The sequence below is a fragment of the Microbacterium sp. ZW T2_14 genome (genome assembly GCF_044987405.1).
Taxonomy (GTDB): Bacteria; Actinomycetota; Actinomycetes; order Actinomycetales; family Microbacteriaceae; genus Microbacterium.
The window spans coordinates 25,328-40,047 of sequence record NZ_JBJDRK010000045.1 but is presented as its reverse complement, the minus strand read 5'-3'; the positions used below and the strand labels follow the sequence as shown (position 1 = coordinate 40,047).

13 protein-coding genes are annotated in these 14,720 nt (G+C 70.2%); 5 read left to right on the top strand and 8 right to left on the bottom strand.

Going from position 1 to position 14,720, the window contains the following annotated elements:
* Together ACI3KY_RS15005 and ACI3KY_RS15000 are read right to left on the bottom strand one after the other, a co-directional pair.
* On the bottom strand, positions 1–786 hold a 786-nt coding region (locus tag ACI3KY_RS15005; protein ID WP_404930958.1), incomplete at its 3' end, for a LytR/AlgR family response regulator transcription factor.
* Positions 783–2,024 carry a sensor histidine kinase gene (locus ACI3KY_RS15000; RefSeq protein WP_404930957.1) on the bottom strand — a complete coding sequence of 414 codons (1,242 nt, stop codon included), beginning with the start codon at positions 2,022–2,024 and terminating at the stop codon, positions 783–785. The genes ACI3KY_RS15005 and ACI3KY_RS15000, both read right to left, overlap by 4 nt.
* A 183-nt stretch (positions 2,025–2,207) precedes the next feature.
* On the opposite strand from ACI3KY_RS15000, the gene ACI3KY_RS14995 reads away from it, so the two are divergent.
* Positions 2,208–2,588, top strand: coding sequence for a DUF485 domain-containing protein (locus ACI3KY_RS14995; RefSeq protein WP_404930956.1), 381 nt, complete (start codon positions 2,208–2,210; stop codon positions 2,586–2,588).
* Positions 2,588–4,201 carry a cation acetate symporter gene (locus tag ACI3KY_RS14990; protein WP_404930955.1) on the top strand — a complete coding sequence of 538 codons (1,614 nt, stop codon included), beginning with the start codon at positions 2,588–2,590 and terminating at the stop codon, positions 4,199–4,201. The genes ACI3KY_RS14995 and ACI3KY_RS14990 overlap by 1 nt, the downstream gene beginning before the upstream one ends.
* A 331-nt stretch (positions 4,202–4,532) precedes the next feature.
* Here the strand turns inward: ACI3KY_RS14990 and ACI3KY_RS14985 are convergent, their stop codons facing one another.
* Positions 4,533–5,105 (bottom strand): YdeI family protein, encoded by a 573-nt coding sequence (locus ACI3KY_RS14985; protein WP_404930954.1) that lies wholly within the window; start codon positions 5,103–5,105, stop codon positions 4,533–4,535.
* A gap of 86 nt (positions 5,106–5,191) precedes the next feature.
* Positions 5,192–7,831 carry a carbohydrate-binding protein gene (locus ACI3KY_RS14980; RefSeq protein WP_404930953.1) on the bottom strand — a complete coding sequence of 880 codons (2,640 nt, stop codon included), beginning with the start codon at positions 7,829–7,831 and terminating at the stop codon, positions 5,192–5,194.
* A gap of 228 nt (positions 7,832–8,059) precedes the next feature.
* Here ACI3KY_RS14980 and ACI3KY_RS14975 point away from each other — a divergent pair, with 228 nt between their 5' ends.
* Entirely contained in the window at positions 8,060–8,764 is a 705-nt protein-coding gene (locus tag ACI3KY_RS14975; RefSeq protein ID WP_404930952.1) for a DUF899 domain-containing protein, read from the top strand.
* 95 nt (positions 8,765–8,859) lie between these two features.
* On the opposite strand, the gene ACI3KY_RS14970 is transcribed toward ACI3KY_RS14975, so the two are convergent.
* Both ACI3KY_RS14970 and pgi read right to left on the bottom strand, forming a co-directional pair.
* Positions 8,860–9,747 carry a phospholipase gene (locus tag ACI3KY_RS14970; RefSeq protein ID WP_404930951.1) on the bottom strand — a complete coding sequence of 296 codons (888 nt, stop codon included), beginning with the start codon at positions 9,745–9,747 and terminating at the stop codon, positions 8,860–8,862.
* 247 nt (positions 9,748–9,994) lie between these two features.
* Positions 9,995–11,692 (bottom strand): glucose-6-phosphate isomerase, encoded by a 1,698-nt coding sequence (gene pgi / locus ACI3KY_RS14965; RefSeq protein WP_404930950.1) that lies wholly within the window; start codon positions 11,690–11,692, stop codon positions 9,995–9,997.
* Positions 11,693–11,932: 240 nt separating this feature from the next.
* Here pgi and ACI3KY_RS14960 point away from each other — a divergent pair, with 240 nt between their 5' ends.
* Complete coding sequence (locus tag ACI3KY_RS14960) at positions 11,933–12,340, top strand: HNH endonuclease (RefSeq protein ID WP_404930949.1); 408 nt, start codon at positions 11,933–11,935, stop codon at positions 12,338–12,340.
* Between the two features lie 72 nt (positions 12,341–12,412).
* On the opposite strand, the gene ACI3KY_RS14955 is transcribed toward ACI3KY_RS14960, so the two are convergent.
* Positions 12,413–13,168 (bottom strand): SDR family NAD(P)-dependent oxidoreductase, encoded by a 756-nt coding sequence (locus tag ACI3KY_RS14955; RefSeq protein ID WP_404930948.1) that lies wholly within the window; start codon positions 13,166–13,168, stop codon positions 12,413–12,415.
* A gap of 109 nt (positions 13,169–13,277) precedes the next feature.
* Here ACI3KY_RS14955 and ACI3KY_RS14950 point away from each other — a divergent pair, with 109 nt between their 5' ends.
* Positions 13,278–13,859 carry a TetR/AcrR family transcriptional regulator gene (locus tag ACI3KY_RS14950; protein WP_404930947.1) on the top strand — a complete coding sequence of 194 codons (582 nt, stop codon included), beginning with the start codon at positions 13,278–13,280 and terminating at the stop codon, positions 13,857–13,859.
* A gap of 15 nt (positions 13,860–13,874) precedes the next feature.
* Here the strand turns inward: ACI3KY_RS14950 and ACI3KY_RS14945 are convergent, their stop codons facing one another.
* On the bottom strand, positions 13,875–14,717 hold the full coding sequence (locus tag ACI3KY_RS14945; RefSeq protein ID WP_404930946.1) for an esterase/lipase family protein: 843 nt from the start codon (positions 14,715–14,717) through the stop codon (positions 13,875–13,877).
* Positions 14,718–14,720: the final 3 nt, after the last annotated feature.

The window sequence follows — 14,720 nt, the reverse complement described above, 5'->3', positions numbered from 1 at the left end:
CCCTGTTCGTGCTCGCGATCGCGCTCGTGCCCGAGCTCGACACCACCTTCGTGGCCGGAGCGTCGTCGACTCGAGCCGCTCGCGCAGCGTGGGCAGAAGGCGCCTGCTCACCGGCAGCTCGGCGCCGCCGACGACGACGCTCGGGTGGTCGCCGCCGAGCCGAAGGCGAGCGAGGTGCGGTATGGCGACGAGGTACGACCGGTGGATGCGCACGAATGCGTCGGACCACTGCCGTTCGAGGTCCGACAGCGGCACGCGCACCAGGTAGCTCGCCTCCTCGGTGTGCAGGCGCGCATAGTCGCCCTGCGCCTGCACATAGCGCACCTCGTCTCGACGGATCATGCGCGTCGTGCCGCCCAGGGTGACGGCGATCATCTCGGGCTGCGCGGATGCCGCGGCATCCGTCGCGGGTGCGGCCTGGGCCTTCATCGCCTCGACGATGCGCGTGATCGAGCGGTGCAGCCGCTCGGTGCGCACGGGCTTGAGCAGGTAGTCGACCGCGGCCAGGTCGAACGCCTCGAGCGCGCTGTCCTCGTCGGCCGTCACGAAGACCAGCGCCGGCCGGCGCTCGAACCGCTGCAGGGCGCGGGCGAGATCGAAACCGGTGAGACCGGGCATGTGGATGTCGAGGAACGCGGCGTCGACGGGCTCGCGCGTGAGCAGTCGGATCGCCTCGGCACCCGACGACGCCTGGTGGATGGTGCCGATGCGAGGGTCCTGCCTCAGAAGGAACGCCAGCTCGTCGATCGCGGGCTGCTCGTCGTCGGCGATGAGCGCGGAGATCATGGGTGCCGCCCCTCCGCGTGCACGGGAGAGGTCGTCGCCGGCGCCCGATCCGGGCCGGACGGTGCCGTCATGCGACCCGGCTGCGACTTCGGCACCCGCATCCGCACCAGGGTGCCGGCGCCCACGTTCGTCTCGACGACCAGTCCGTTCTCGTCGCCGTACACCTGCCGCAGGCGCGCGTCCACGTTGCGCAGCCCGACATGCTCGCCCGGTGCGCCGCCGGCGAGCGCGCGCTCCAGTGCGGCAGGGTCGATGCCGACGCCGTCGTCCTCGACGCTGATCTCGGCGAAGGCCCCCTGATCGGAGGCCTCGATCGTGATGCGCCCGCCGCCCTCCTTGCCCTCGAGCCCGTGCCGCACCGCGTTCTCGACGAGCGGCTGGATCGACAGGAACGGCACGACTGTCGAGAGGACCTCCGGCGCGATCTGCAGTGTGACCTTCAGCCGGTCGCCGAATCGCGCGCGCTCGAGCTTCAGATAGCTGTCGATCGAGCGCAACTCCTCGGCGACCGTCGTGAAGTCCCCGTGCCGTCGGAAGGAGTACCGCGTGAAGTCGGCGAATTCGAGCACGAGCTCGCGCGCCTTCGCCGGGTCGGTGTTGATGAACGAGGCGATCGCATTCAGGGAGTTGTAGATGAAGTGAGGGCTGATCTGCGCGCGCAGCGCGCGCACCTCCGCTTCGGCGAGCGCCGCTCTCGAGGCGTCGAGCTCGCCGAGCTCGACCTGGGCCGCGACCCAGTCCGCCACCTCTCCCGTCGCGCGCACGAGGCCGGCCCGCGCGCGGGGGGCGAAGGCGACGATGGCCCCGGCGGGCGCGCCACCCGCGAGGATCGGCGCTGCCACGGCATCCATCTCCCGTTCTCCGATGCGGGTGCGACGCTGCAGCTGCGACCGTCCGGAGGTGCGCGCCTCGGCGGCCAGCCGACCGGCGACGGCACGCACGGCGTCGTCTCCCTCGACCGTCACATGGCCGGCTCGGTCGACGAGGGCGAGCGACTCGCAGCCCAGAAGTGCGCGGAGATGCCGCCCCGCCCGTGTCGCGTCGCCTTCGGCGACACCGCCGCGCAGGTGCTTGGCAGCCCTGCTGGCGAGGTGGAGCGTCTGGTACGTCGCCTGCTCGACATCGGTCCCGAGGTCCTTCGACGTGACGACGATGCGCCGCAGTAGGACGACCACGCCGACCGCGAGTGCCCCGGCGACGACGCCGGCGGCAGCGGCGAGCAGCATCGACTCGGGCATGCAGGCCAGCGTAGCCGTCGTTCGTCGTCGTCGATCCGCCGTTCGTCGCACCGTGGACGCCGTTCACCGACGACGAGCGGCACGCCTCCCCCGCACACCCGGCCGAGCGCGAGCATGGTGCCACTGTCAACGCAGCGGCGCGGCCTGACGGGCGCGCCGAACCCCCCTCGAAGGAGAGACGCCATGGGCAACGAAGCCCCGCGCGCCGCCACGGACCTCGCAGAGGTCGACTACGGCGCGGTCCAATCATCAACGGAGTTCCAACGACTACGACGCACGCACCGGAGCTTCGTCTTCCCCGTGCTGGGCGCGTGTCTCGTCTGGTACTTCGCGTACGTGCTGCTCGCGACCTACGCGCACGACTTCATGGCGACGCCGGTCTTCGGCAGCGTCAACCTCGGGATGGTGCTGGGCATGGCTCAGGTGGTCACCACCTTCGCCGTGACCACCTGGTACGTCCACTACGCCAACCGCCGTCTCGACCCCCTCGCCGCGGAGATCCGCGACGGGATCGAGGACGGCACCTTCCAGAACGGCACCTTCACGAACGAGGAGTCACGCTGATGCGGTACTTCGCAGCGGCGAGCACATCGCCCGGCGAGCCTTGGCTCAACATCGCCATCTTCGGGGCCTTCGTCGCCGTCACGATGGTCATCGTGTTCCGCGCGAGCCGGAACAACAAGACCGCCGCCGACTACTACGCCGCCGGGCGTTCCTTCACAGGCGGCCAGAACGGTTCGGCCATCGCGGGCGACTATCTGTCGGCGGCATCGTTCCTCGGGATCGTCGGCGCGATCGCGATGACGGGGTACGACGGATTCCTGTACTCCATCGGGTTCCTGGTGGCCTGGCTGGTGGCGCTTCTGCTCGTCGCCGAGCTGCTGCGCAACACCGGAAAGTTCACGATGGCCGACGTGCTGTCGTTCCGTCTCAAGCAGCGGCCGGTGCGCATCGCGGCGGCCACGACGACGCTCGTCGTCTGCTTCTTCTACCTGCTCGCGCAGATGTCGGGCGCCGGCGGTCTGGTCTCGCTGCTCCTCGGCGTGGGTGACCAGCTCGGTCAGGCGGTCGTGATCACAGTGGTGGGTGCGCTGATGATCCTCTACGTGCTCATCGGCGGGATGAAGGGCACCACCTGGGTGCAGATCATCAAGGCGGTGCTGCTCATCGCCGGCGCCGGCGTGATGACGGTGTGGGTGCTCGCGCTGAACGGGTTCGACTTCTCGGCGCTGCTCGACAAGGCTGTCGCCGTCGCAGAGAACCCGGCGATCCTCGAACCCGGCATGAAGTACGGCGTCTCGGAGGTCGCGAAGATCGACTTCCTGTCTCTCGGGCTCGCCCTCGTGCTCGGCACGGCCGCGCTGCCCCACGTGCTCATGCGGTTCTACACGGTGCCCACGGCGAAAGAGGCTCGCAAATCGGTGGTCTGGGCCATCTGGCTGATCGGCATCTTCTACGTCTTCACGCTCGTGCTCGGTTACGGCGCGGCGGCGCTCGTCGGTCCGGCGGTCATCGCCGCGGCACCGGGTGGCCCGAACTCGGCAGCACCCCTGCTCGCGTTCTCGCTCGGCGGTCCGCTGCTGCTCGGCCTCATCTCGGCGATCGCGTTCGCCACGATCCTCGCGGTCGTGGCGGGCCTCACGATCACGGCGGCAGCCTCGTTCGCGCACGACATCTATGCGTCGGTCGTGAAGAAGGGCAAGCCCGAACCGGGCGCCGAGGTCAAGGTCGCGCGCCGCACGGTCGTCATCATCGGCATCGTCGCGATCATCGGCGGCATCGGCGCGAACGGACAGAACGTCGCGTTCCTCGTCGCCCTGGCGTTCGCGGTCGCGGCGTCGGCGAACCTCCCGACGATCGTGTACTCGCTCTTCTGGAAGCGCTTCACGACGAAGGGCGCCCTGTGGAGCATGTACGGCGGTCTCGCCTCGGCGATCCTGCTCATCATCTTCTCGCCGGTGGTGTCGGGCTCCGAGACGTCGATGCTCAAGACCGAGGCGATCGACTTCGCCTGGTTCCCGCTGTCGAACCCGGGCATCATCTCGATCCCCCTCGCGTTCCTGCTGGGCTGGATCGTGAGCGTGCTGGACAAGACGCCGGAAGACCCGGCGAAGCAGTCCGAGATGGAGGTGCGCTCGCTGACGGGCATCGGCGCCGAGAAGGCGGTGAACCACTAGCAGCTCGAGAATGAGCGAGGGCCGGTCGGGATGCTCCGACCGGCCCTTGTTCGTGGGCTGATCGAGGCATTCGCCGATGGCAAGAGTAAGGGCCGGTCGGAGAGGCTACCGACCGGCCCTTGTCCCTTGCACCAAGAGTGTCCTGCAATCACATGCCGGTAGCTGCCACAGCAAAACAACTACCGTGCAAGCACTCTATAACGGCGAGGTAACGAAGGGAAGTGTCTGCCGTTATCTTTTTGTGATGAGTTTCCTGAGCGTCGTTTCGGGCCCCCGGAGGCGCGACCGGGCGCGTCGATGAGAGGGCCGTGGCGCGTCCGGGCGGGACGCGTCAGTAGATCGATTCGCCCCGCTTGAGCATCTCGGCGTACTCGGCGGCGCGCGCGGCGCGCGACTCGGGTCGCTTGAGGTTGCCGACGCGGAAGCTCATCGCGAACCGGTTCTGCGCCGACTGCGCGGCGAAGGCGGCGGCGAGACCAGGGTCGGCGTCGAGGAGCGTCTTGAGCTCGACCGGGATGTCGCCGTCGCGCTGCCGGTAGGCGGCATCCCATCGTCCGTCCGCCTTCGCGCGATCGATCTCCCGCTGGCCTTCGGGACGCATGCGGCCCGACTCGATCAACCGCGCCGCGTGCGCGATGTTGACCTTCGACCAGATGCTGCGCGGTCGCCGGGGCGTGAAGGCCTGAAGGAAGTAGTCGGCGTCGAGAGCCTGCTTCTGCCCGTCGATCCACCCGAAGCACAGTGCGACGTCGAGCGCCTCGGCGTACGTGATCCCCGGTCTGGTCGTCGCCGTCTTGCGGAGACGCAGGCGGACTCCGGCGGGGTCGGGAGTGGACTCCAGCCAGTTCTCCCACTCCGCAACCGTGTCCACGTGCAACTCGGGCTTGTCGGCATGGGCAACCATGGCCGAAATGCTAGCCACAACGACCGACACCGGATGCCGCGGGGCACAGGTGCCCCGCGGCATCCGGTCTCATCAGCTGAGGCTGCTCACCCGATGCGATCCCAAGGGCCGTGCTTCGACGACCCGGGCTCGTCGCCGCGCGACCACCACTTCGCGCGCCAGAGGCTGCCGCCGGACGACACGACGTCTCCGGTGTCGAAGATGCGCGACGCGGTCCAGACCGCGACACCGGTCGGGGTCGCGGCGATCTCCTGCCACGGGCCGTTCTTCTTGGCGCCAGGTCGCTGCCCCTGCGTCCACCACGACGCGACCCACACCGCGCCCCCGGAGCTCACCACGTCGCCCTCGTCGTACACGGCGCTCGACGACCACTCATCCGTAGACGCCGCTGACGTGTCGTCTCCGACCACGATGCCGCGGCCGTTCGTCGCCAGGTAGACGCGGCCGAACACGTCGGGGTCGCCCTCGATGTCGGCTCCGATCCAGCCCCACTCGTGCGCGTCGTCGTTGATGCGCGTCCACGACGCTCCACCGTCGATCGAGCGGTAGACGCCGCGCACGCCGTCGCGCGAGGCAGCCGTGTAGACCGCCGGGCTGGTCGCCCCGGGTGCCGCCTTGCCGAAGCCGACGGCGTCGGCTTCGTCGAAGCCCTCGACCGCAGTCCAGGTCGAGCCGCCGTCGGTCGAGTGCCACAGTCCATACACGCCGCCCTCATCGGACCCGCCGGCGAGCCACAGATCGCCGATCGCGCCGGGCGTGGCACCGAAGCGCACCGGGCCCTCGTCCGGAAGGGTGCCCGACGACACGGCGGCGAACTGCGCCCCCGCGTCCTCCGAGCGGAAGAACACCCCGCCCGCGAAGGCGTATACGCGCGACGGGTCGACGCGGTCGCTCTCCACACGCGCGCCCGCCGCCAGCCCGGCGACGTCGGTGAACGTGACGCCGCCGTCCGAGGAGTGCCGCACGGCCGCGCCGTCGGGCGCCCACACGATGCCGGAACCGTCGGCGTTGACGGTGACGGTGCCCGATCCTGTCGCGCCGTCGGCTGGAGGAGACGTCGTCCACGAGACGCCGGACTCGGTGGAGGCCGCGACCACGCGTCCACCGCCGCCGTCGGTGCCGGCGCGCACGACGACATCGGGCACGAGCCCCGCGGCGTCCACGCTCGTCCCTCCGCCGAAGTACGGAGCACGGAAGCTCTGCGGAACAGCGTCCAGGTCGTCGTGCACGAAGCCGCCGAGATCCAGCATCGCCGACACGAGGTCGACATCGCCGGCGGGGGCGACGAGGTCCTGGATCGCCGTCTCTTCGATGCCGAACGCCTCGGGCGTCAGATGGATCATGCCGCCCGGCTGATCCCATGCGGTGAGGTCGTCGCTGCGGTAGATGGTCGCGCCGGTGCCGTACATCAGCTCGTCGGAGTCGAACGGGTCGATCTCGAGGGCCGACACCATCCAGCCGAGCTTGGGGGAGGGCTCCGACCACGGCACCGGGGGTGCGGCGTCCTTGCCGAAGGTCAGCCACGGCACCTCGTCGACCGACTGCTCGTAGCGGGACAGGAACGTCGTGCCGCCCTCGGGGGGATACGCGTACTCCCAGATCGGGCTCCACGTGGCGCCGCGGTCGGTCGAGCGGAAGATCAGGATGTCGGGCCACCACTGGATCTGCGACGCGACCATGATCGTGTCGGGGTCGCTCTTGTCCACCGTGAGGCCGCCGAAGCCGAAGTCCACGCCCACCGGGCGGTACGCCGGTGTGATGTTCGTCCACGACCCGTCGTCGAGGCCATAGCGCCACACCTCGCCGTCCGGCCCGTCGTACGGGCCCGACGCGCTGCTCGTCGTCAGGTACAGGAATCCGCCGGCCTCGTCGATCACGCCGTGGTGCGGAAGGAAGCCCTTCGGCGCGCCGGCCACGGGACCCCATGTGGCGCCCGCGTCGTCGGAGCGGTAGAGGATGTCGTCCGTGTCTGCGACCGCGGTGAAGATCGTCTTCGTCGGTTCACCGGCAGGGGTTGCCGTGGTGTCGAAAGCGGTCCACAGCACCCCGAGGTTCTGCATCAGGTAGGAGTTGCCCGAGCCTGCGTCGGGCACGAAGTCGCCCACGTTGGGGAACGCGTCCACCCGCGAGAACGTCACGCCCGCGTCGGTCGAGCGCCAGAGGCCCTGGCCGGACTCGGCCCCGTAGTAGAGCACGTCGTTGTCGCTCGGGTCGACCTGGAGGCGCTCCCCGATGCCGCGTCCCGGCATGTTGCCGCCGACCTTGAAGGGCAGCGGGGAAGCGTCCCAGGTGGCGCCGTAGTCCTGCGAGCGGAGAATGGCGCCGTTGTCCGGATCCCACTCGTTCGTGTACATGCCGGTGGCGACGTAGACGCGGCTGGTGTCCACCGGGTCCGTGGCCAGGCTGAGCACGCCGAGCCGGTTCCAGTCGTCCCAGCCGACGTGGTCGAGCAGGGGCACCCACTCGTCGGTGGTCCGGTCCAGTCGGTACGCGCCGCCGATGTCGGTGCGTGCGTAGACGAGTCCCGGCTCCGTCTGGTTGTAGACGATGCCCGGCACGTACCCGCCGCCCGAGATGGCCGCGTTCGACCATTCGTAGGCGGGGGCGTCTGCCGCAGCCTGCGTCGCCGCGCGGTCCGGTGCCGCGGTCGCGGGCGCCGCGACGGCGAGCGGGACGACGACGCCGGTCGCGACGACGAGTCCGACCGCTGAACGTCTGAATCTCACGATGAGCACTCCTGTTGTGTTCGGTGACGGTCCACTTCGACCGTTCGCGTTGAGTTGACTGCTCGTACGGTATCGAAGCGCTTCGAGGATGTCGAGGATCGCGCGGAGATTGCTGCCCCGGCGGCGGGCGACCCACCCGGTCGCCGCGCACTGACGAGCGGAGCCCTTGACCGCGGCATCCAAATGTGTACAGTGTGAACATACGCACCCGCACACTCGGAGGTTCCGATGCAGAGCACGACCCAGCACGCCCTTCCGCCCGTCGTCGACGCCGAGAGGTGGCGTCGTGAGCTCGACGAGCTCCGCATCCGTGAGAAGGCGGCGACGAGAGAACTCGACGCGATCGCTGCTCAGCGGCGACGGCTGCCCATGGTGGAGCTGCCGGAGTACACGCTCGTCGGCAAGGACGGGCCGGTGCGCCTGGCCGACGTCTTCGAGGGTCGCTCGCAGCTCATCGTCTACAACCACATGTGGTTCGAGGGCAAGGACTGGCAGTGTTCCGGCTGCACCGGTCTGACGTCGCAGTACACGCGGCTCGGCTTCCTCGAGCCGTACGACGCCCGCTTCGTGATCGTGACCCAGGGTCCGATCGACGAGGCGCTGGCGTACCGCGAGAAGGTCGGCAATCGCATGGAGTGGTACTCGACGGCCGACAGCCCGTTCGGTGCCGACATGGATGCCCCCGCCGGAGGCGGCTTCGCCGTGAACGTCTTCCTCCGCGACGGTGACACGGTGTACCGCACCTGGCACACCAACGGTCGCGGCACGGAGCAGCTGAGCCACACGTTCCCGCTCATCGACCTGTTGCCCTATGGCCGTCAGGAGGACTGGCAGGACTCGCCGGAGGGGTGGCCGAAGACTCCCGCGTACGACGGCTGGGCCACGTCCCAGAAGATCGCCGAGCTGTACGGACCTGGCGTCAGCCGGGAATGACGACGGGATGCCGTGCCCCGCGACTGCGGCCGGGGCGCGGCATCCCGCCTCATCTCATGCGCCCGCGCTCGCTGAGCGGCCGGCGCTGTGGCTGCTCAGTACCAGTTGACGGACTGCGAGTGGCCCCACGCGGCGCACGGCGAGCCGTACGAGCGCGAGATGTAGTCGAGGCCCCAGGCGATCTGGGTCGCCGCGTTGGTCTGCCAGTCGGCGCCGAAACTCGACATCTTGTTGCCGGGCAGGGACTGCGGGATGCCGGTCGCGCCGCCGTTGTTGTTGTAGGCCTGGTAGTTCCAGCCCGACTCCTTGTTCCACAGCGACTCGAGGCACGAGAACTGCCCGTCGCCCCAGCCGTACTTGGAGGCGGCCATCTGGCGTGCGGTCGCCTTGGCGCCGTCCGGGGTGTTCGCGGCCGCGAGCGCGGCGGCAGCTGCAGCGGCCTCGGCCTGGCGCTGCGCCTCGGCGGCAGCGGCGGCAGCGGCGGCGTCATCGGCCGCCTTCTGCGCCTTGGCGGCATCGAGGTGGTCGCGCAGCTCGGCGATGCGCGCCGATGCCGTGGCGGTCTCACGGGCGGTGTCGGCGGTGAGGCCGGGCACCAGCAGCATCGGCACGAGGTCGAGCTTCGACAGCCGCTCGGTCGCCTCGTTCAGCGCGGCGGTGTCGATGGAGGTGTCCGGCAGGCCGATGTCGAGCCCCGTGGCCGCGATGTCACCTGTCACGGCGGTGGCTTCGGTCATCGTGACGCGGGCGGCGAGCAGCGTGCTCTGAGCGTCGGCGCGGATGTCGCGCAGGCTCGCGGCGGTGGCTTCGGGCGCGGCGACGGAGGCGATCGCCGAGGCGGCGAGCGGGGCGGCGGCAGCCAGGGTGGGGGAGGCGAGCGTGAGGCCCGCCGTCACGGCGATGCCGAGGGCGGCGCCGGCGGCAACGGTGGGAACGAGGAAGCGGCGGCGGCGGGCAGGAGTGAATGACGACTCTGAATGCATGACGAACGTACGATCCTTCGGGTTTCGCGCCGCGGGTATCGGCGCCGTGCACCCTCGGGTCGGGCGCACAAGTGCCCGAGTCTGCCTCATGCCGTCTGGACGACTCCCGGTGTTTTCCTGAACGAATCGTGGGAGGCGTTTTCCCCGAAAGTCCTGATCCGGGGCACGAGAAGCGGTGGTGACCGCGGAAAAAGTGAGGGGGAGGATGCCGGTGTCCCGGCATCCTCCCCCTCTTCAGGAGCGTGGGTCAGACCGTGCGATGCGAGGCGTAGTACGCGAGCAGAGCGCGGGTCGAGGCATCCTGTGCGGCGATCGCCGCCTCGTCGCCCTCGATGGCCGGCGCGATCTGCAGGGCGAGCTGCTTGCCGAGCTCGACCCCCCACTGATCGAAGGAGTTCACGCCCCAGATCACGCCCTGGGTGAAGGTGATGTGCTCGTAGAGGGCCACCAGCTGGCCGAGGACGGACGGGGTGAGCGCGGGCGCGAAGATCGACGTCGTCGGCCTGTTGCCGGCGAAGGTGCGGGCGGCGACGAGGGCGCCCGTGGTGCCCTCGGCCTCCACCTCTTCCGCCGTCTTCCCGAACGCCAGCGCCTTCGTCTGCGCAAGGAAGTTCGAGAGGAACAGCCCGTGCACGTCGCGTCCGTCGTCCGACAGCGGGTAGGCGGGATTGGCGAACGCGATGAAGTCCGCCGGGATGAGGCGGGTGCCCTGATGGATCAGCTGATAGAAGGCGTGCTGGCCGTTGGTTCCCGGCTCGCCCCAGAACACCTCTCCGGTGTCGGTGGTGACCGGGGAGCCGTCCCAGCGCACGGACTTGCCGTTCGATTCCATCGTCAGCTGCTGCAGGTAGGCCGCGAAGCGGCTGAGCTGCTGCGCGTACGGCAGGACCGCATGCGACTGCGCCCCGAGGAAGTTCGTGTACCAGACGTTCAGGAGCCCCATCAGCACCGGCACGTTGCGCTCGAGCGGGGTCGTGCGCACGTGCTCGTCGACGGCGTGGAAGCCGGCGAGCAGCTCGCGGAACACGTCGGGGCCGAGCTCGATCATGAGCGACAGGCCGATGGCCGAGTCGACGGAGTAGCGGCCGCCGACCCAGTCCCAGAAGCCGAACGCGTTGTCGGTGTCGATGCCGAAGGCGGCGACCTTGTCGAGGGCGGTCGAGACGGCGGCGAAGTGGTGGGCGACGGCATCCGTCTTCTGCTCGTCGCTGAGCGTCGTCGTCGCGCCGTCGACGGTGCTCGCCGCCTCGAGACCGGCCCAGAGCCAGTCGCGGGCGAGGCGCGCGTTCGTCAGCGTCTCGAGGGTGGTGAACGTCTTCGACGCGACGATGAACAGCGTCGTCTCAGGGTCGAGCCCCTTCGTCTTCTGGGCGAGGTCGGTCGGGTCGATGTTCGAGACGAACCGCGCCTCGATGCCGGCGGTCGCGTAGGGCTCGAGCGCCGCGGAGATCATGACGGGTCCGAGGTCGGATCCGCCGATCCCGATGTTGACGATGTGGGTGACCGCCTTGCCGGTCGCGCCGGTCCATTCGCCGGAGCGCACGCGATCGGCGAACGCGGTCATCGCCGTGAGAACCGACTGCACGTCGTCATCGATGTGCTGCCCGTCGACGACCAGGGCGGGCTGGGCGCCCGGCGGGCGGCGGAGCGCCGTGTGCAGCACCGCGCGGTCCTCGGTGGTGTTGATGTGCTCGCCCGCGATCATCGCCGCGTAGCGCTCGGGGACGCCCGTCTCCCCGGCGAGGCGCACGAGGGCGGCGAGGATCTCGTCGGTGACGAGGTTCTTCGACAGGTCGACGTGCAGATCGGCGAGCTCGAAGCTCAGCCGTTCGGCGCGGCGCGGGTCGATCGCGAACCAATCGCGCAGATCGGGGGCGAACGAATCGCGGATGGAGCTGAGCTCGGCCCAGGCGGACGTGGTGGTGGCATCGACGGGAGCGGTCACGCCCTTAACGTACCCGCGCGGATGGACGTCGTGGTTTCGGGTTGCTCACCGCGCGCCTCGTCGGCTTGTGATCCCACCGTGACCGGGAGCAGAGCGCGGCGTTCATGTGCTCTCGCCGAGATCACAGGCTCCACGCGCCGGGATCGTGTGCGCTCGCCGAGAGCACACGATGTCGACGCCGGTTCCGCCGCCCCGGGTGCGTCGGCATGATCGGAACGAGCTCGAGAGTAGCCTTCGAACATGGCGGTGAGTCAGACCAGGCGGGCCCGCGCGGCGCGGCGCCGGGCGCGACGCGTGGCCGCCGCCGACAACGACCTCACCCTCGACGAGTGGGAGGCGCTGCTCGAGGCGTGGTCGGCGTGCGCGTACTGCGGCACCGAGGCAGGTCCGTTCCAGAAGGACTGCGTGCTGCCGATCTCGCGCGGCGGCCGGTACACGTTCGAGAACGTCGTTCCCGTGTGCCGCTCGTGCAACGCGAGCAAGAGCAACGACGAGGTCACCGGGTGGCTCCGCCGCAAGCGACTCGACGAGCGCGCGTTCCTGCTGCGGCACATCGAGGTGCTCCGCGCGTGGCGTGGGGCGGCGGTGGTGATGACCGAAGAGGTGGTCGTCGAGCAGGCGGCGGTGGTCGAGGAGACGCAGCCGTAGCCGTCGGCGCGAACGAGGAAGCGGCCCGCGCGATTCGGGTTCGCGCGGGCCGCTGGTTCGGGAGGACGGATGCTACTGCGCGGCGTAGCCGCCGTCGACGAGGTGGTAACTGCCGCTGACGAAGGTCGCGGCATCCGAAGCGAGGAAGGCGACGAGGTTCGCGACCTCCTGCGAGTCACCCAGGCGGCCGAGGGCGTGCTTGGCGGCCAGCGCCGCCTGCGCGTCGGCGTCGAGGTTGGCGTCGACGAGCGGCGTGCGGATGAAGCCGGGGCCGACCGCGTTGACGCGGACGCCCTGCGCGCCGTACTCGAGCGCGGCGTTCTTGGTGAGGCCGACGACGCCGTGCTTCGCCGTGACGTAGGCCGACGACATCGGGATGCCGACCGAGCCGAGCACGGACGAGATGTTGACGATGGAGCCGCCGCCGTTGCGGGCGATCACGGGCGCCTGCGCGCGGGTGCCGTAGAACACCGCGTTCAGGTTGATCTCGATGACCTTCTGCCACGAGTCGATCGGGTACTCGCCGATGAGGGCTGCGGCGCCGCCGATGCCCGCGTTGTTGACCGCGATACGCAGGGGCGCGAGCGCCTCCGCGGCGTCGACGGCCGCCTGTCCGACCGCGGGGTCGGAGACGTCGCCGACGAACGCGACGGCCGTGCCGCCGGCGCCCGTGATCTCGGCGACGACCGCGTCCGCGGCATCCTGTCGCACGTCTGCGACGACCACCGCCGCACCGTTCTCGGCGAGAGTGAGGGCGACCGCCCGGCCGATGCCGGATCCGGCGCCCGTGACGATGGCGGAACGCTCCGCGACATCGTACGTAGCCATGATGAACCTCCGTAGTCGGCGTCAGCGCGTGGCGCCGGGTTGTTTCTCCGACACATGTCGGTTACTTATGAGTTAACCTACACCTGTCGAAAAGATTCCCGGAGGTGGCATGGATCCCCGCAAGCAGCGCAGCCGCGACCGCCTGTACGCCGCCGCACTGGCGCTCGCCGCCGAGCGGCCGATCTCGAGCCTCACGGTGACGCAGCTCGCCGACGCGGCCGGCGTGCACCGCTCGACGTTCTACGAGCACGCCGATTCGCCGTCCGGCCTCGTCGACGCCGCCCTGACGGCCGAGCTCGATGTGCTGCGCGGTGACCTCATGAAGGACCGATCGGATGCCGCCACCGCCGTCGCCACGGTGACCGAAGGCGTCCTCCGCCACATCCTGCGCCACATCGACATCTACCGCCGCGAGCTCGGAGACGGGGGAGGGACGCTGCACGCGATGCTCAGCCGCCACTTCCGCGGCACCACCGAGCTTCTGCTGGAGCACGGACGCATCCGGCTGCCGCTGACCGCCGACGGCGTCTCGGACGCGGCCGTCGCGGATGCCGCCGCACGTTTCCTCGCCGACGGCACCGTGGGGATCATCGACGGGTGGCTGCGGCATCCGCACCCGCGCGTGGAGGACTTCCTGCGCGTCTATCTCGCGCTGCTGCCGGCCTGGTGGCCGCACCGCCCCGCCGTCTGACTCCGCGGCCGGGACTCAGCCGTCGTCGCGCTGCCCGAGCAGTGCGATGCCGTCGACCACTGCGCGATGCGTGGCCGGTGACGCCAGCACGCGGAAGTGCCCGGCCGCGGGCACCGCGATGTTGGTCGCGCCGTCGAGGGCGCTGCCCTCCGGGATGTGCGGGTCGAACGGCCCGAAGATCGACACGATGCGCCCGTTGATCGAGGTCTCGCGGCCGAGCATGACGATCGTCTCGTCGTCGGGGAGGAATGCGCGGATGCTCGGATCGACGAAGATGCGCGCGCGTCGGGCGCCGGCGAACGGTGTGGCGACCGCCACCAGTCCCAGCAGTCCGAGCGGGCGGGCGGCCGTGGGCGGGGCGGCGGCGGCCGCGGCATCCGTCGGGTCCTCTCCGGCACCCGCCGCCTGCGCGGCCTCCACCGCTGCCCCGGACGTGATCAGGACGTGCTTGCCGATGAGTCCGCCCTTGCTGTGGGCGACGAGCACGATCCCTGCGGCGGGCGCCGGGGTGGCGGCGAGCGCGCGCTCGAGGCGCTCGGCCGTGTCGGGGATGCTGCGGCGGTTCACACCGAGTCCGTGGACCACCCGCACCCGGTGACCCTCGGCCGCCAGGGCGTCGCCGAGGGGGCGGAGGAACGTCCAGTGCTCGTACACCCCGGGCACGAGGTACACCTCGGGAAGGGCGGGGTCGCCCTTGCGCCACGATGCCGGGATGGGCCGCGGCCGACCGATGGACCAGGGCAGCGAGAGCAGGGCGAACTGACGTCGCGCGGCATAGATGTAGTCGGCCGCCCACCACAGGGCATGCCGTACCGGCGAGGAGCGCGGGGCTGCGCCGGATGCGGCACGGTCGACCATGTG